14 protein-coding genes are annotated in these 17,936 nt (G+C 53.6%); 5 read left to right on the top strand and 9 right to left on the bottom strand.

The features are described from left to right. Window positions 1-13 precede the first annotated feature (13 nt). The 7 genes from L855_RS21350 to L855_RS02490 form a co-directional block, all read right to left on the bottom strand. Window positions 14-115, bottom strand: coding sequence for a DUF3800 domain-containing protein (locus tag L855_RS21350; protein ID WP_219729851.1), 102 nt, complete (start codon window positions 113-115; stop codon window positions 14-16). 293 nt (window positions 116-408) lie between these two features. Then, the gene (locus tag L855_RS02515) at window positions 409-3,504 is read right to left on the bottom strand and encodes an efflux RND transporter permease subunit (protein ID WP_159783775.1); all 3,096 of its coding nucleotides are present in this window, start codon (window positions 3,502-3,504) and stop codon (window positions 409-411) included. A gap of 18 nt (window positions 3,505-3,522) precedes the next feature. Continuing rightward, window positions 3,523-5,031 carry an efflux RND transporter periplasmic adaptor subunit gene (locus tag L855_RS02510; protein WP_159783773.1) on the bottom strand — a complete coding sequence of 503 codons (1,509 nt, stop codon included), beginning with the start codon at window positions 5,029-5,031 and terminating at the stop codon, window positions 3,523-3,525. A 55-nt stretch (window positions 5,032-5,086) separates the two neighbouring features. After that, window positions 5,087-5,662: a PadR family transcriptional regulator gene (locus L855_RS02505; protein ID WP_246198689.1), complete on the bottom strand. Its 576-nt coding sequence runs from the start codon at window positions 5,660-5,662 to the stop codon at window positions 5,087-5,089. 223 nt (window positions 5,663-5,885) lie between these two features. After that, window positions 5,886-6,845, bottom strand: coding sequence for a succinylglutamate desuccinylase/aspartoacylase family protein (locus L855_RS02500; RefSeq protein WP_159783771.1), 960 nt, complete (start codon window positions 6,843-6,845; stop codon window positions 5,886-5,888). 109 nt (window positions 6,846-6,954) lie between these two features. Continuing rightward, window positions 6,955-7,860 (bottom strand): 30S ribosomal protein S6--L-glutamate ligase, encoded by a 906-nt coding sequence (gene rimK, locus L855_RS02495; protein ID WP_159783769.1) that lies wholly within the window; start codon window positions 7,858-7,860, stop codon window positions 6,955-6,957. Between the two features lie 171 nt (window positions 7,861-8,031). Beyond that, entirely contained in the window at window positions 8,032-8,493 is a 462-nt protein-coding gene (locus L855_RS02490; RefSeq protein WP_159783767.1) for an ATP-dependent zinc protease family protein, read from the bottom strand. A gap of 180 nt (window positions 8,494-8,673) precedes the next feature. On the opposite strand from L855_RS02490, the gene L855_RS02485 reads away from it, so the two are divergent. The 3 genes from L855_RS02485 (at window position 8,674) to L855_RS02475 (ending at window position 12,873) form a co-directional block, all read left to right on the top strand. After that, on the top strand, window positions 8,674-9,312 hold the full coding sequence (locus L855_RS02485; RefSeq protein ID WP_159783765.1) for a COP23 domain-containing protein: 639 nt from the start codon (window positions 8,674-8,676) through the stop codon (window positions 9,310-9,312). A 56-nt stretch (window positions 9,313-9,368) separates the two neighbouring features. Next, the gene (locus L855_RS02480; RefSeq protein ID WP_159783763.1) at window positions 9,369-10,832 is read left to right on the top strand and encodes a leucyl aminopeptidase; all 1,464 of its coding nucleotides are present in this window, start codon (window positions 9,369-9,371) and stop codon (window positions 10,830-10,832) included. A gap of 283 nt (window positions 10,833-11,115) precedes the next feature. Beyond that, complete coding sequence (locus L855_RS02475; RefSeq protein WP_159783761.1) at window positions 11,116-12,873, top strand: ArnT family glycosyltransferase; 1,758 nt, start codon at window positions 11,116-11,118, stop codon at window positions 12,871-12,873. A 182-nt stretch (window positions 12,874-13,055) separates the two neighbouring features. Here L855_RS02475 and L855_RS02470 read toward each other — a convergent pair whose 3' ends face one another. Together L855_RS02470 and L855_RS02465 are read right to left on the bottom strand one after the other, a co-directional pair. Further along, window positions 13,056-13,538, bottom strand: a complete 483-nt coding sequence (locus L855_RS02470; RefSeq protein ID WP_159783759.1) for a universal stress protein — start codon at window positions 13,536-13,538, stop codon at window positions 13,056-13,058. A 225-nt stretch (window positions 13,539-13,763) separates the two neighbouring features. After that, window positions 13,764-14,711, bottom strand: coding sequence for an ADP-ribosylglycohydrolase family protein (locus L855_RS02465; protein WP_246198688.1), 948 nt, complete (start codon window positions 14,709-14,711; stop codon window positions 13,764-13,766). 343 nt (window positions 14,712-15,054) lie between these two features. Between L855_RS02465 and L855_RS02460 the strand changes: the two genes are divergently transcribed. After that, entirely contained in the window at window positions 15,055-15,627 is a 573-nt protein-coding gene (locus L855_RS02460) for a FeoA family protein (RefSeq protein ID WP_159783757.1), read from the top strand. Between the two features lie 5 nt (window positions 15,628-15,632). Continuing rightward, entirely contained in the window at window positions 15,633-17,933 is a 2,301-nt protein-coding gene (gene feoB / locus L855_RS02455; protein WP_159783755.1) for a Fe(2+) transporter permease subunit FeoB, read from the top strand. Window positions 17,934-17,936: the final 3 nt, after the last annotated feature.

Genomic DNA, 17,936 nt, shown 5'->3' with positions numbered 1-17,936 from the left:
TTTCATCATTGTGCTAGATTAAAACTCCCCCAACAGCGAAGTAGCGAGCTGGGTCTCTAGGATTGGGCTTGGGACTGCCACTCTCATCCATGTAAAAGGCAAACGGTTGACTCACGAAGCTTGAACCAAGGTAAGAAGATTTAACTGAAAAACCATCATAGCACAATTCAATTGGTAGCTTGTTGTCTAACCAGTGCTCAAAACGAAAAGTACAGGCTGGTGCTGAGCTATACCTTTATCTGCCGCTTGTGAAGCGGAAGGTTAGGCTGAATTAGTCCCCAGGGTTACAATACAGCTTGTGAGTGTTAAGCGTGAACAAGAGATCGCATCTCTTGAGTTAGTAAAAAAAATTCGGTAGGCTGGACAGCATTTTGATTTTGCCAGCCTACGTTTGTTAGCCCTAGAACCTCAATGTTCTGGTTCTAGGTGTAGGGTGCGGACTAAGCGGGTTTGTACGCCGTTGATAATCAGGTAAAACACGGGAACCACGTAAAGACTTAAAATCGTGGCCACAAACATCCCACCCACTACCGACATCCCGATGGAGACTCGACTGGCAGCCCCAGCACCACTGGCGAAGGCCAGGGGCATTAAGCCGAAAATGGTGGAGAAAGCCGTCATTAAAATCGGTCGAAAACGAATGCGACCAGCTTCAACAACTGCTCGATAAATTGACAGTCCTTCATCTCGTTTTTGATTAGCAAACTCTACAATCAAAATTGAGTTTTTGGTGGCTAAGCCAATCAGCATAATTAAACCAATTTGGCTGTACACATTCAACTCCAAACCTGCCAACAATAAAGCACCCAATGCCCCAATGAGCGACAGTGGAACCGCCAACAAGACCACAATTGGGTCTAAATAACTCTCGAACTGAGCTGATAGCACTAGAAAGATAAACGCCATCGCTAATCCAAAAATAAACGCCGTGGCGTCTCCGGCTTCCTGGAACTCCAATGACTCCCCCGCTAACTCGGTGTTGATGTCCGCAGGAACCATCTCATCGGCCAGAGTCTGTAGGGCTGCGATCGCCTCCCCGAGACTATAACCCGCCGCTGGAGATCCCTCAATGGTGGCGGAGCGGAAACGCTGATAATGTTCAATTTGGGGCGGGGTAGTACTCGTCTCTAAGCGGACTAAGTTGCCCAGAGGCACTAACTCCCCTTCACTCGTGCGTAGGGAGAGTTCCTGAAGGCGATCGGGACTCAAACGAAAGCGCTCCTCCGCCTGCACCACCACTTCATAGCGACGATTTTCTCGGTTGAAACTGGTAATCTGCTGTCCCCCTAGAAGAATTTGTAGCGTGTTGGCAATATCGCGGGCATTAATTCCCAAGGCTGCCGCTTTTTGGCGGTCAATGGCCACCGTCACCTCAGGCTGGGTGATTTTCAGGCTGGTGTCCACGTTCATCAATTCCGGGAGTGCATTAGCCCGTTGTGCCAAATCTCCAGAAATCTCCGCCAATTGCTCCAAACTAGCGCCTTGTAACACCATCTGTACTGGTTGTCCCAGACCAGCTCCCGGTAAGGCGGGGGGATTCACCGGGAAGATTAAAGCGTCAGAAATCTGGGAGAAGCGTCCAAACAACTGACCCACAAGTGCCTGTTGGGACTGCTGCGGTTGTGTTCGCTCCTCCCAGGGTTGCAGCCGCACAAAGGCAATCCCCTGATTGACCTGTCCTGGGCCCCCGCCCCCAAAGGCGCCGATGGTGAAGTAATAGCGGACTTCGGGAATCTCCTCATAAATGGCTTCCACTTGCTGCATTACTTCGTCGGTGTAGTTAATGGTGACCCCCTGAGGCGCATTGACAATGGTGAGAACCTGGCCGCGATCTTCGTCGGGGAGAAAGCCTTGGGGAATTTGTGTGAATAAAATCCACAGTAACCCCAGGGAAAAGACAAAGGCGACGACAACAACAGTTTTAAAGGATAGAGCTAGGCGTAAACTAGAGGCGTAAAAATTGGCAGTGGCATTGAGCAGGTCTTCAACTTTGTCAAAAATCCAACCATGCAGCATCGAGTGAGATTTTAAGACTCGGGCGGCGAGAGTTGGGGCCAGGGTGAGGGCAACAAAGGAGGAGACAATCACTGACCCCGCCAGGGTGAGGGCAAATTCAGCAAAAAGTTGTCCTGTCACCCCAGTGGCAAAACCCACGGGAAGGAACACCGCCACGAGAACTACGGTGGTGGCGATGACGGCAAACACCACCTCTTCCAATCCCTTCATGGCGGCATGATAGGGTTTCATCTCCTCCTGTTCGATGTAGCGGACGATGTTTTCTAAGACCACGATGGTATCGTCCACCACCAGCCCCGTGGCGAGAGTCAGGGCAAACAGGGTCAGGGTATTGATGGAGAAGTTCAAGACAAACATGACCCCGAAGGCGGAAATCAGGGACACGGGAATGGTCACGGCGGGGATAATGGTGGCCCGCCAGTCTCGCAGGAAGAAGAAGATGACTAAAACCACCAAGAAACTGGCGAGATACAGGGCGCTCCAGACTTCATCGATCGCCAGTTGCACAAATTCCGAGTTATCGACGGCCACCTCATAGTTAATCCCCGGTGGGAAGTCCGCCCGCAGTCGTTCCATTTCGGCGCGAGCATCGGCGGCGACTTCTAGGGTGTTGGCGGTGGCCAGCTTCACCACCCCTAAGCCGACAGCCGGACGACCGTTAAAGCGCACGAAGGAGCGATCGTCTTCGGCACCAATTTCGGCGTAGCCGACATCGGCAAAACGAATTTGGGTGCCGTTGCTAGTGGTGCGGAGGACGAGGGCTTCGTAGTCTTCGGGTTCCTGGAGTCGCCCGAGGGTACGCACGGAAAATTCGCTACGTTCCCCTTCGATGCGACCGCTGGGAAGTTCGATGTTTTCCTGGCGCAGCACATTTTCGACGTCCAGGATCGTGAGGTTGCGGGCGCTAAGTCGTTGGGGGTCGATCCAGAGTCGCATGGCGTAGCGCCGTTCCCCGCCGACGAAGACGCTACTCACCCCATTGACGCTTTCTAAGGCATCCACGAGGATGCGATCGACGTAGTCACTCAGTTCTAGGGTGCTAATGCTGTCATCATCGCCGTAGAGACTAAACCAAATAATTGGGGTCGCATCCCCGGATTCCCGACGAATGACGGGGGAGTCCACGTCATCGGGGAGTCGTCCTAAGACCTGAGAGACGCTGCGCTGCACTTCTTGAGCGCCAATATCGATGTCTTGGTCAAGTTGAAACTGAACGGTGATGGAACTGACGCCTTCGCGACTTTCGGAGGTCAGGGTACGCACCCCTTCAACGCCGTTGAGTTCCCCTTCGAGGATTTCGGTGACCTCCGTTTCAACCACGCTGGGGTTGGCCCCCGGATAGGTGGTGGTAACGCTGACGACGGGAGGGTCAATACTGGGCAGTTCCTGGACCGGTAAGCTGCCGTATCCCACCAGTCCCACTAGCATCAAGAGTAGGGAACAAACGGAGGCGAAGACGGGGCGCTTAATGAAAAACTGATAAAACATCTTCGAGGAAAGGGGGGATTAGGGGGTAGGGGCAACGGGTTGGCCGTCGCGGATTTGTTGCAGTCCGGAGGTGATGAGGCGATCGCCCGGTTCCAGACCCTCGATGACTTCGCTTTGGTCACCCTGGCTTTGTCCGAGTTCGATTTGTCGCCGTTCGGCAATGAATTGGTCACCGTCTGGTTGGGCGACAAAGACAAATCGTCGTTCCCCTTCAAACATGATGGCGGTGGTGGGAATAACGACGGTGTCAGGGCGATCGCCCCAGATGACCCGCGATCGCACGAATTGACGATGTCGCAGTCGTCCCTCAGGATTACTAAAGCTAACTTTGACTAAAATGGTCTGGGCTTCAGCATCAACTTCGGGGGAGATAAAACTCACCCGTCCTAGGGCCAGGGGGTCGCCTGGGTTATCAGAGGCCTCGAAGACTTCCACTGGTAGCCCTAAGCGGAGGTCATTGCTGCGCTCTAGGGGAATTGATAGCCGCAGTTCTAAGCTGTCGTTTTGAGTGAGGGTGGCGAAGATATCCCCACGACTGACGGAATCGCCGACATTTAACGGTAAATCCCCGATGGTTCCGCTGAAAGGGGCGAGAATCCGTGTGTCTTCCAGACTCACTTCAATGGAGCGAGCATCAGCTAAAGCAGCATCTAAGTCCGCTTGCGCTTGAGCAATTTCTTCGGGACGGGTCCCGGTTTCAAGTTCTTGTAGGGCTTGCCGCCGCTCCTGCACTTGTGCCGATAGACGGCTAACGCTGCTACCCCGGGTTTGTTGGAGTTCTTCCCGCCGCCGTTGGGCTTCTTCTAGATTCGACTCGGCGGTACGATAGCGTTCTTGGGCTTCGTCCAGGTCATCGGTGGGAATGGCCCCCTGAGCTTCCAGGCTACGGAAGCGATCGAGCCGTTGTCGAGCCAGATCGAGACTGGCTTGGGCGGATTCGATGCGTGATTCAGCCTGGGCAACCTGTGAGGGACTGGCGCCGGTTTGGGCATCTTGTAGGTCGGCTTCAGCTTGTCGCAGTCGCGCCCGGGCCTGTTCAATTTGTTCCGAACGCGGACCCGCTCGTAGTTCCGCCAGTCGGGCCTCGGCTCGGTTGATGTTGGCTTGAGCTTGGTCGAGGCTGGCCTCTAGGGAACGGCGATCGAGTTGTGCTAAGGGTTCCCCCTGGGTGACAACATCTCCGGGACGGACGAAGACACTGCGAATTTCCCCATCGGCTTCGGCCCGTAAATTGGCGGTTTGTTCGGCTTCTAGGGTTCCAACAAATCGGGAACTCTCTTGTAGGGTCGTGGTTTCAACGGGGGCGATTTGTACCCCCGTAGGGGGTCTCTCTTGTTGCTGTTCCTGTCCCGCCTCCTGTTGGGATTGCCACCATTGCCAGCCTAAAAATCCTGCACCACCGGCTAAGAGAACGGTTAGGAGGAGGACTAGCCACCATTTGGGGGGATTGTTGCGTTCCCGGACGGGAATGGGAGACTCTGGGGTTTCGCTTGAGGTTTGATTGGGGGAGATGTGATCCGCTTGCATGATTCCACCTGAAGGTTGGGTTGTGATGAGGGCCGGAAATCACGGGGCATCCGGGTTAGTGAATGGCGTGGTTCGAGGAACTCTCCTGAGTGTCAGGGGACTGTTGGCCCTGTTCTCGGTTGAGTTGGTCCTGAAGCCAATGAAGTTCGCCCATCAGCATTTGTAAATGTCGTTCCCAGGCGGCCTGCTGATAGGCATCACTGCCAAACTCTTGGCTATACACCAAGTCTTGACGTTCTTCACAGGCACGAATCCGTGCTTTGAGGAGTTTTAGACGCAACTGGGGGTCAATGTCCCGAAAGAAAAAGAACTTGACCATGAATCGGGAACGACTGTTCACCCAACTGTCTCGCGGCTGTTGGGCCATGAGGGTTTGCCATCGGGCTTGACCCTCGGGGGTGACGTTGTAGGTTTTACGCGAACTACCGCTCTCGGGACTCTCTTCGATGCTGCTGTCGATATAGCCACGCTCTTCTAGGCGATGTAGCAACGGGTAAATGGCTCCATAGTTCACGCTCAGACAGCTACTCATAAACAGCTCTAAGTCCTGTTTGAGGCGGTAGCCATGGACAGGTTCTCGTTGCAGCAAGCCGAGGGCGCAGAGTTCTAGCATCTCAATTTGGTATATCAATTTGATATAGCAATCACTAAATCCACTATAGCTGATTTTTTAGGGTTGGGAAACTATTAGTTTAATAGACTATTAAAAATAGACAGTCTATGATTTCTGGTGTCTATATTGGAGGGAATTTAAGGGTTTCTGTTGTCCTTTTTGTTGTGACTTATTAAGGTGAGTCCCGGGGGACTGGATTAGCTTGATAAGATGCTTTTTTTACCGCATATCTCACATCTTGTCAACCCAATAAATTGGGAAAGCGTGCAATATGGACAATTCCATCCCCCTGATTGACGAGGGGATTTTGGGTCATGCCGATGATGAGTCCATCGCAGGGGGCACTGACTTTGGCGCGGATATTGCCGAAGACATCGACAATCACGCCGAGTTTTTCCCGTTTTTGCACCGGTTGGCCCAGTTTGACTTGCAGGAGGAGGATTCCCCCCTGGGGCGATCGCAGCCATTGGGTTTTTTGCACCTCTACGGGGGGAACGGGGGCGGGATTGGGATTGTGGTTATACATTCCCAAAACTGACATCACCCGCAAGACCCCTTCAACCCCTAACTGAATCGCTTGGGGATTAAAGCGCAAGGCTTCTCCGGCTTCATAGAGTAAGACGGGAATCCCCTGTTTGGTTGCAGCTTGACGTAGAGAGCCATCGCGGGTGGTGGAGTGAATGACGACCGGGGCCCCGAAGGCGATCGCACAACGATGGGTTTCTGAATCCTGTAAGTTGGCGCGAATTTGGGGTAAATTCACCCGGTGGTCGGAGGCAGTATGTAAATCAATGCCATGAGTTGACTGAGAAACCACCTCCTTCATGAACAAACTGGCTAAGCGAGAGGCCAGGGAACCGCGAGAAGACCCCGGAAAGGAGCGATTGAGGTCACGGCGGTCTGGCAGATAGCGAGATTGTTCAATAAAGCCAAAGACATTGACAATGGGAACCATAATGACAGTTCCCCGCAAGGATTCAGGGGTGACTAAATCCATCAACCGGCGCACAATCTCCACGCCGTTAATTTCATCCCCATGAATGGCGGCACTCACCCAAAGCACTGGCCCCTCTTGGGTGCCACGAATCACGTTAATGGGGAGGGAGACTGGGGTTTGTGTCGGTAGGCGAGCGACGGGAAGTTCAATTTGTCGGCGAGAATGGGGCGAAACCTCGGTTCCGCCGATTTGAAATGGGGGCATGGGGGGGGAGGCACGAGGCAAGAGGTAAGAGGCAAGAGGCAATGGGGGCATAAGCCGCCCCTAACCCCTTCTACCGAGGGGATGACATACTACTTTGGCGGTTGGGGGGTTAGTAGGGGATGCGATCGCGGGGGGCGCTGGCGCCGGCCTTTTTCTCTAGGAACTCAATGATTTTACCGGCGACGTCAACCCCAGTTGAGCCTTCGATTCCTTCTAAGCCGGGGGATGAGTTAACTTCCATGACGACGGGGCCGTGGTTGGAGCGCAATAAATCGACTCCGGCAATTTTTAGCCCCATGGCTTTGGCCGCGCGGACGGCAGTGCTGCGTTCTTCGGGGGTGAGTTTGATTTTTTCGGCTTTGCCTCCCCGATGGACATTGGAGCGAAATTCTCCGGGGGCCCCTTGGCGTTTCATGGAGGCAATGACTTTGTCGTTGACAACGAAACAGCGAATGTCGGCGCCTTTGGCTTCTTTGATAAACTCTTGCACCAGGATGTTCGCATCCAAACCCCGGAAGGCTTCAATGACGGAGGTGGCGGCGGGTTTGGTTTCGGCGAGGACAACTCCAATTCCTTGCGTTCCTTCTAGGAGTTTGATGACGAGGGGGGCACCGTTGACGATGCCGATGAGACCTTCAATGTCTTTGGTGGAGTGGGCAAAACCGGTGACGGGTAAGCCAATTCCTTCGCGGGCGAGGATTTGCAAACAACGTAACTTGTCCCGAGACCGAGAAATGGCTTGGGATTCGTTGGCAGTGAAAACTCTCATCATTTCAAATTGACGAACCACTGCTGTGCCGTAAAAGGTATGAGATGCACCAATACGGGGGATGACGGCTTCAACATCCGTTAGGGGACTCCCTTGATAAATAATCGAGGGATGATGGGAGGTGATGCTCATGTAACAGCGCAGATGGTCGATGACTCGCATCTGATGGCCCCGTTGTTCTCCGGCTTCTCTAAGTCGTTTGGTGGAATAGAGAGCGGGGTTTTGGGACAGGATGACAATTTTCATGGGGAGGCAAGAGGCAGGGGGCAATAGGCAAGGGGAAGAAGTAGGCAGTAGGCAGTAGGCAGTAGGCACTAGGCAGTAGGGGAACCAGGTAGGGGCGTACCGCAAGTGGCGCGCCTTAGGCAAGAGGGGGAACCCACCCTTAACGTCTCCGAGGGGGTTGGTTTTGAGGAGTTATGGGTGCTGGGGAACTGGGTTGAGAAGATAGGAGTGGCCGGGGTCGACGAGAAAGCGTCCTCGTACGGCTTGTCGTCCGAGAAGCATCCGGAATCCCATGACATCACGATTGGTTAGGGTCAGTTCAATGGGCCATTGCTGTTGCCCAAGTTGAACGGGAGTCAGAATCACGTAGCGCAACTCAGCTTTGCCACCAGAGTTACGGACTTCGCGGCGATCGAGTACATCGGCCTCGGCGGTGACCACTATTATTGTATCCCGTTGCTGGGGATGGACTTTAAAGCAAATGCGCGGGCGATCGCCCTTGGGGGAGATCTCTTTAATATCGTAAGCATGGAGGGCTGAGGATCGGGCACCGGTATCAATTTTAGCCTTAATCTGGCGGATTCCCAATTCGGGGAGGGTGAGCCATTCCCGCCAACCGATGGCTTGTTTTGGGGGTTGTTTTGGAACAGTCATAGAGAAATAGGCAATGGGGAAGTTAAGCGGGGACAGGGAACGGCGGGGATGGGAAGGTCTGGCTCAGGGAGATTGTCATGATAGGTTGTGGTATGCCTTGGCACTTTTTCCGGAATTCATGGTCTGAAAGACTAGGGAATGCGGAGATGACGGACTGATAGGCGAATGCGAAGATGGGGTTTGAACTGGGGTTGGGCGATGATGGGGGCGATCGCCGCCTTCTTTGTCTGTCCTCGTATCAGTCAGGGGGCAACTCCTGAGATCTCCCGGCATTTTGGTCGCGGTCGAGCGATGCCTCAACCGGAGATGCAGCGGCTTCCTATCCTGTCTGAGACCCCTTTAGAATTTCTCTGTAACCAAGATGACCAGCAGTTGCTTTTGCTGGTGCAAACCCCGACAGAACCCTTGCCATTATTGAGTTGGTCGCTGATGGGTGGCTCGGAGTTGGCCATGACTGACCCCTGTTTGCAGGCATCAGAACAATTACAAGAGGCGTATTATGACGACGGGGTTGATTATATAACTCTCGGTCGCGTTGATGGGCAGTTTGTGGTCTGTCTAGTGGGAGATCGCCGTTCGGGTTGCAATCGCCATAACATTTTACTGACGATTCCGCCGTTAGCGGTGACTCGCCAATCTACAACGGAGGCGATGATGTCTCAACTGTTTGACCTGAATTTTCCTGAGACGGGTGGGGGACAGTGTGATATCGATGAGAGTGTGTATGTGGATCTACGGCAGTATCTCGATCGCGATCGCAACCAATCGCCGACGCTCTCCTGTCGCTGCTACTGTGGATTTTGTGTCTGTCCCCAATGAGCTGAGTCGGTTAATCTAATCAATAGCCGATATTGACAATACGAGAGACGGAGTTTATGAAATTCAATGCAATTGCAACGTCAGCATTAGACTGGGCGGGTGACGGCCTGGCCCTGATGCTGCCAGAGAGGGATGTGGCTTTATCTGGGAATTTAGCCAAGTTGGATGAGAAACTCTCGGGAACCCTTAGCGAGTTAATTGAGGAAACCCAGTTCGAGGGGAAGGTGGGCAATAGTGCGGCCACCCGAGTCGGCGGCGGGAGTTCTGTTCGTAAGCTGATTATTGTGGGCTTGGGAGAGTCGACCTCGCTCGATGATTGGCGACGGGCCAGTGCCACAAGTGCCCGTTTGGCGAAACAGCACAATTGTAAGACGGTGGGATTAGCTGCCCCGGTCTGGAATGATGACTCGGCCACCACGGCCCAGGCCCTGGTGGAAGGGTTTGAGTTGGCCCTACACCAAGATCAACGCTTTAAGTCGGAAGAAGATAAAACGACTCAAGTGCAAACGGTCAATCTCTTGGGTTTGGAGGGGCAAGATGCTGCCATTGAGACGGCCCTGAAGATTTGTTCTGGGGTGATTTTGGCTCGGGAATTGGTGGCGGCCCCGGCCAACAGCATCAATCCTTTGACCTTGACGGAAACCGCCCAGGCGATCGCCAACGAGTACGGACTTGAGTTCACGGTTCTAGAAAAAGAGGACTGTCAGAAACGAGGGATGGGAGCCTTCCTGGCGGTGGCCCAAGCGTCGGATATTCCGCCTAAGTTTGTGCATATGGTGTATAAACCCAAAGGCAAACCGCGCAAGAAATTGGCGATTGTGGGCAAGGGCCTAACGTTCGACTCCGGTGGACTTAACCTCAAACCTAGTGGTAGTGGCATCGAAACCATGAAGATTGACATGGGAGGGGCCGGGGCCACCTTTGGGGCCGCCAAGGCGATCGCCCAACTGAAACCGGATGTGGAGGTTCACTTCATCTCGGCTATCTGTGAAAACATGATTAGCGGGCGAGCGATGCACCCAGGAGACATCCTAACGGCCTCAAATGGCAAAACCATCGAAGTGAACAACACGGACGCGGAAGGGCGTTTAACGCTGGCGGATGCGTTGGTCTATGCCGATAAACTCGGGGTGGATGCGATGGTGGATCTGGCGACGCTCACTGGGGCTTGTGTGGTGGCGTTAGGGGATACGATCGCCGGTCTCTGGAGTCCTGATGATACGGTAGCGGATGCCTTCCTAGCGGCATCTCAAGCCAGTGGTGAGAAACTGTGGCGGATGCCCTTGGAAGAACCCTATTTTGAGGTCATGAAGTCGGTTCACGCGGACATGAAAAACACCGGTTCCCGCGCCGGTGGCTCGATTACTGCCGCCTTGTTCCTGAAGCAGTTTGTGGACAAAACTCCTTGGGCCCATTTAGACATCGCGGCCCCTGTCTGGACGGACAAGGACAACGGCTACAACAGTACCGGCGCCACCGGTTTCCCCGTCCGTACTCTGGTTAACTGGGTTCTCAGTTAGGCCATCCCTTGTCTGTTTCTAGGAGTGCGTTCCGGCTTGTAGGGGCGAAAAATGTTTCGCCCCTAGGATTGCAAGTCTGCTTACAATAATCCCGAGATGGTGAAATGATGCCGGGACGCACCCTTGTATATTGCCTATTGCCTAGGGCGTCCACAAGGGCGCGCCCCTACGTCTTTTCTGTTCCCTGTTCCCTGTTCTTGCCTATTGCCTAGGGCGTCCACAAGGGCGCGCCCCTACGTCTTTTCTGTTCCCTGTTCCCTGTTCCCTGTTCCCTTCTCCCCCCATGAAAACCCCTGAAAAGTTCCCAAAATTAGTCTGGGGAGTCTCCCTAGCGGCTGTTGTCTTAGCCGGAATTTTGGCGTTTCTGTATCAGTTGGGAACAGCCAATTTAGTAGATGAGACGGAACCGCTGTTTGCTGAAGCGGCGCGGCAGATGACAGTGACGGGGGATTGGATTACGCCCTATTTTAATGGGGAAACTCGTTTTGATAAGCCGCCGCTGGTGTATTGGTTGATGGCGATCGCCTATCAACTGATTGGAACCAATGAATGGGCGGTGCGGCTTCCGTCGGCGTTGTCGGCGATCGCCCTCATGCTGGGAACTTATGTGACGCTGTGGCGGTTTGTGCCGCCTGCGTCGGGGAGTCGCTATGGTTGGCTACTTCCCTGGGGGGCAGCCAGTTTGGGGGCGATCGCCATCGCCTTTAATCCCCAAACCTTTATTTGGGGACGCACGGGGGTCTCGGATATGCTTCTTTGTGCTTGTGTGGGGTTATCTCTGTTGTCCTTTTTTTGGGGCTATGGGACGGAGGGACAGACCCAGAATCGGGCTTATTTGAGCTTTTTTATCTGGATGGGGTTGGCGGTTCTGGCGAAAGGGCCGGTGGGGATGGTGTTACCGGTGGGGATTATTGGGGGCTTTCTCATCTATGGGGGCAATGTTAAAGCCGTGTGGCGAGAGATGCGGCCGTTACGGGGCGGGTTGGTGTTTCTGCTGATTGCAGTGCCTTGGTATTTGTTGGTTTGGCAGGCCAATGGGGAAGCCTATATTGAGAGTTTCTTTGGCTATCACAATGTGGAACGGTTCACGCGGGTGGTGAATCGTCATAGTGGTCCTTGGTATTTCTATTTTGGGGTGGTGTTGGTAGGGTTTGCCCCTTGGTCCGCCTATCTTCCGGCGGCGATCGCCCGTTTACGGGTTTGGCGGCGGGGTTGGTGGCGCAAACTGCCCCGTCAGGAGCAATTGGGGGGGTTTGCCCTATTTTGGTTTGGGGGGGTGTTTGTCTTTTTTACGGTGGCGGTGACGAAACTGCCGAGTTATGTGTTGCCCTTAATTCCGGCGGCGGCGATTTTGGTGTCTCTGTTGTTGAGTGAAGAGATGTTACATCGCCCCAGTCTGTCCCGTCGCTGGATGCTGGCGAGTCATGCAGTGAGTTGGCTGATTTGGATGTTGATGGCGATCGCCCTGGTGATTTTGCCGTTTGTTATTGGCCCTGATCCGGTGGTGGATCGTATTGATTTAGAGATTTTCAAGTCAGGGTTAACGACCTGGGGGGCTGGGATGATTGTGGCGATCGCCTCGGTGGTGGAAGCGATGGCCCTAACGCGCCGTCGTGGGGTGGCGATCGCCCAGGTTGGAGGCTTTGCCCTATTTCTGCTGCTGGTGGCCCATCCCATGTTTGGGCTTTTGGACGATTTACGCCAACAACCGGTTCGTCAAATGGCGGATACGGCTAAGGCGGTGTATCAACCGGGCGATCGTCTTCTCTCGGTGGGGTTTGAAAAGCCCTCGATTGTCTTCTACACTCAGCAGCCAGCGACGTATGTCTCCCGTCCGTCGTTGGGGCGAGAGGATTTACGCCAACAGGTGGAACAGGGCAATCTGTCGGGGACAACCTTGGTATTTGCCGATCGCGAACGATTGCCGATGTTAGGGTTACGAGAGGATCAGTATGATTTCCTAGATTCTAAACGCCGCTACCGTCTCGTCCGCGTCTACCATGATCGCCTCGATAAGTTCACGCATAAGGACAAAGAGTGAAAAAGAGGGCACGCCACAAGGGATTGCCCCTACCCCGAACCGGGCAACCACAAGGGATTGCTCCTACCCCGAACCGGGCAACCACAAGGGACTGCCCCTACGTCTTTTCTTCCCCTCCTGGGAGGGGCAGGGGTGGGTTATACCTATTGCCTACTGCCTACTGCCTTCTTCTTCCCCTTAATTCAACTCCCTTGAACAACCATGACAGAACAATCGGCGTGATGAAGAACGTAGTTACTCACACTGCCCAGTAAGACTTCTTTCAAACCCCGGTGACCTCGCCGTCCGAGAACAATCAGATCCGCTTCCCAGTTCTTGGCGACATCGCAAATCCAGGACCCGGGGTCGCCAAACTTGGTTTCAGGGGTAACGTTAACTCCCTCAGCTTCGGCTTTGCTGATGTAGTCTTCGAGCAATTTCTGGACTCGCTCCGCTTCTTTTTTGATATGCTCTTGTTGCATCTCAAACATTATTTTGCTGCTGGATAAGTCAATGCCAATTCCGGTTCCCATTAGGGGGATGGATTCGCTGACCCGCTGCATAGTCGTGCAATGGAATACCATCAATTCCGCTTTGTCTTGTACGGCGGTGTTCAGGGCATGACGAAATACTTTAGGGGCAGCTTTGGAGTCATCAATGGCGACTAAGATTTTATGAAATGTCATGATTTCAATTCGCGGCTTAACCGTCGTTCTTTCGTCTGGATTTAAGTTGCAAAATTAAACAAAATAGTCAGTTTGAGTGTTGACGATTTTCATAAACTTAAACTCTATTCCAACAGTAGCTTAGGCTACTGTTTTTTGCGGCAACTTGTATTAAAAATTTGCATTCCGGCCCAATCTGAGTCAGGACTATCTGGTAGCATCACCTCTCTATTATCGATGCCACTCTCAAAGATGATGGTGTAATAACTCTGTTTCGAGTCGTTGGGCCAGGGCGATAATATCGTCCTTGCGGGCGATCGCCTCCCGCCAAGGTTCGGGAATGGCCTCATAGCCATAGTGCAAGCCGGCGAGGCCCCCGGTAATGGCGGCGACGGTATCCGTATCTCCTCCTAGGTTGATGGCTTGTAACACGGCCTCGGGGTAACTGTTGGTGTTGAGAAAACACCAGAGGGCGGCTTCTAAACTGTGAACCACATAGCCCGTTGAGTAAATCTCCTGGATGGGGAGTTGAGCCAGTTGGGGGGTGAGACGGTGGAAGTGCGATCGCTGCTTCTGAAAGGGGGCTTGCTCATAAAACGGTTCTACAGCGGCTAAACCGGCGGTCACAGCAGCCTCAGGGGTTTGTCCTTGTAGGAGTTCTTTGGCGATACTGATATATATTCCACAGGCCATCTGACTGCGAGGGTGAGCGTGGGTGATGGCAGAGACTTGATGGACTCGCTCTAGGAGTTCTGGGAACGGGAGATGATTGGCAAAATAGACCATGGGCAAAATCCGCATCAGAGAGCCGTTCCCATTACTGCGATCGCCCGTTTCTCCCGATTCCGTTGCTGGAACTCCCCGCAGTAGTTTAATAATGGCTCGACAGGTGGTTCCTCCTACGCCGAAGACCTCGTTATAAGGAGTCCACAGGGCTTTGGTGAGCCAAAGACAGAAGTTCTTGGCGATGCGGTTCAAGTCAAAGCCGTCACAGAGTGCATCGGCTAAACAGAAGGTCAGAGAACTATCATCAGACCAAGTTCCGGGGGGTTGCTTGTAGGTTCCATAGCCCCGGATATCGGTCACTGGGTCGTCTTGTCGTTCGGCTCGGGAGCTAATTTCTAGGGGAACCCCGAGGGCGTCGCCGACACAGACACCCATTAAGCCAGCGAGAACGGCAGAGGAGTGGGTCACAGGATTTGTAATAGCACTACTTTCATTGTACGAGCTGCTCTGGGAGAGGTGAACCTTTTGTGCCTGCTGGATGAGGCTCTCGTTCTGGCTATTGTTGCTAGTCACTTTCAATATTCTATGGAGAAAAGTTAAGAGTTATTGAGAAAATCTGAGCAGTTGCCAGGGTGGATTTCTCAAGACTTGTTATCTATGTTACCTAAAACCCCCTGAAATCCTAAGATAAGCTTAAATTATTTCTGGATAACGCTTTTGTGATTTACTAAGTAATTTATGGCACATTAATGAGAATAACTTTGAATTAACGTTCAAAACGGTGAGAGCCGTTTATGGAGGACTTTGTAGTATGACCCGTCCATCTGAGCAGAATCCAGGCCAACCCTCCCCCCTAGGTGCAGGCTTTACCTTTGTCAGTGGGGGAGTGGGAGGCGATCGCCGGCAGCAGCGCCGTAATGCCCCATCTCAGACGAGCTTTCCCTTGGCTAAATCCCAGGTAGGGGAACGGCTGTGGGTGGCTGACTTGCCCCCTGGGCGTCAACCCAAAGGATTACACCTCGGAGATGAGGTGACAATCCTCAGTTGCACCGAGAGCGGTTCGGTGGTGCTATCGGTTAATGGTCAGCAACTCGGCTTTTGTCGCGATCGCACTCAGACTATTTATGTCTCTCGGCAACCCCAACCCCAGACCCAACTCCGTCAGCTTAAGGTGGGGTCTTCGGGGCGCATTCTCGGCTATGACTGCCCCCATCGTGGCTATCGCAAACGCTTGCTGGCCATGGGATTGACCCCCGGAACGAAATTCACGGTCACCCGCCATGCCCCCCTCGGAGACCCAGTAGAAATCTGTGTGCGCGGCTTTAGTCTCAGCCTGCGCAAACACGAAGCTAGGGCCCTTTTAGTCGAAGTTGTTGAGGAGTAATCGCCATGACCTCCATTGCAACTCATCAGGCCAAAATTGCCGCCATCGGTAATCCCAATTCTGGTAAAACCACCCTCTTCAACGCCCTCACGGGGTCAAACCAGGTGACCGGAAACTGGCCCGGTGTCACCGTTGAACGAGTTGAAGGGACGTATCTCCATGAGGGTCAAACCTTGACGGTGGTGGATTTACCGGGGGTGTACTCCCTCGATGCCGAAGATGCGGATACGGGCCTTGATGAACGGATTGCCCGGGATTATCTCCTCTCCGGCGAGGCGGACTTAATCGCCAATATTGTTGATGCGTCTAATTTGGAACGCAATCTCTACCTGACGACGCAGTTGATTGAAATGCGTCTGCCGATGGTGGTGGTGTTAAATATGGTGGATGTGGCTGAAGACCACGGGTTAGAGATTAACCTTGAGCGGTTATCGCAACGGTTAGGCTGTCCGGTGGTGTCGGTGGTGGCCTCGAAATCTCGGGGAATGACTGAGTTGCGGGCGGCGATTACCCAGGGGTTGCAATCACCCCCCATTCCGCCGACGTTTGTGGCCTATCCGGCGGTGGTGGAGGATGCGATCGCCGCGATGTTGCCCCATTTAGAGGCCCAGGCGTCGAAGGTTGACCCCCGCTGGAGAGCGTTGCGGCTGTTGGAATACAATGATTTGACCCTTCCTCGTCCACCGCAGCCGGACCTCGATCGCCTAATTCATGTTTGGCAAAAGCGGGTTCAGGATGTTCTGGGGGAAGATTTGGATATTGTCATCGCCGATGCTCGCTATGGCTTTATTCGTAATATAACTGAGGTGGCGTTGCTGCGATCGCGCCAAATCAGTACCAGTCTCACGCAACGGATTGATAACGTGGTGCTGAATCGCTGGTTGGGGATTCCTCTGTTTTTGGCGGTGATGTATCTGATGTTCCTGTTCGCCATTAATGTGGGCAGTGTTTTTATTGATTTCTTTGAACTGCTGACTGGGGCGATTTTTGTGGAGGGCTTCGCCAATGTTTTGGCGGGGGTTGGTAGCCCGGATTGGCTGATTGCGTTGTTGGCCAACGGCGCCGGTGGCGGCATTCAAACGGTGTCCACGTTTATTCCGGTGATTGCCTGTACCTTCTTGTTTTTGGCGTTTCTAGAAGACTCCGGCTATATGGCCCGGGCCGCGTTTGTCATGGATCGTTTGATGCGATTTATGGGGCTACCCGGGAAGTCCTTTGTGCCGATGTTGGTGGGGTTTGGCTGTAATGTTCCAGCAATTTTGGCCACTCGCAGTCTGGAAAGTCCCCGCGATCGCCTGCTGACGATTCTCATGAATCCGTTTATGTCTTGTGGGGCGAGATTGCCGGTGTATGCCCTATTTGCGGCGGCGTTTTTTCCGGTGGGGGGTCAAAATGTGGTCTTTGGTCTCTATTTGACGGGGATTGCGGCGGCGGTGGTGACGGGATTGATTCTCAAGCAAACCCTGCTGCAAGGGGAGGTGTCTCATTTCATTATGGAGTTGCCGCTCTATCATCTGCCAACCCTGCGCGGGGTGTTATGGCGGACGTGGGATCGCTTGCGGGAGTTTATTCTGCGGGCGGGACAGGTGATTATCATTATGGTGATGATTTTGGGCCTCCTCAATACAGTCCGCTGGGATGGTTCGTTTGGGGATTCAGAAACCTCGGTGTTAACAGATGTTAGCCGTCGGATTACGCCGGTGTTTGCGCCGATGGGGATTCAGCAGGAGAATTATCCGGCGACGGTGGGAATTTTTACGGGAGTATTTGCCAAGGAGGCCGTTGTGGGGTCTCTCGATGCCCTCTATGGACAGTTGGCCCGGGAAGCGGCGGTGGAGGCGGAGGAACCGTTTGAGTTCTGGCCGACGATTGAGGAAGCGTTTACTTCGATTGGCGACAATTTCCGGGAGTTGGGGGGACAATTGCTCGACCCTCTGGGCCTGGATGTGGGGGATATTGATGATGTCGAAGGTGCGGCGGCAGAACAGGGGGTGGCGACACATACGTTTGGGCAGATGGTGAGTCGGTTTGACGGCCAGGTGGGGGCGTTTGCGTATTTGTTGTTTGTGTTGTTGTATTTCCCCTGTTTGGCAGCCACGGCGGCGATTTATCGGGAGACGGGATCTCGTTGGACGCTGTTTGCGGCGCTTTGGACGACGGGGTTGGCTTATTGGGTGGCGACGTTCTTTTACCAGTTTGGGACCTTTGACCGCCATCCGGGGTCTTCGACGGCTTGGTTGGTGGGGTTACTGGTATTTTTGACGCTGCTTCTGGCGGGAATGCGTCGTATTGGTCGAGTGGTTTAGGAG

Source organism: Sodalinema gerasimenkoae IPPAS B-353 (assembly GCF_009846485.1).
GTDB classification, from domain to species: domain Bacteria; phylum Cyanobacteriota; class Cyanobacteriia; order Cyanobacteriales; family Geitlerinemataceae; genus Sodalinema; species Sodalinema gerasimenkoae.
The sequence above is the reverse complement of the archived record's forward strand: the minus strand, read 5'-3'. Positions and strand labels throughout refer to the sequence as shown.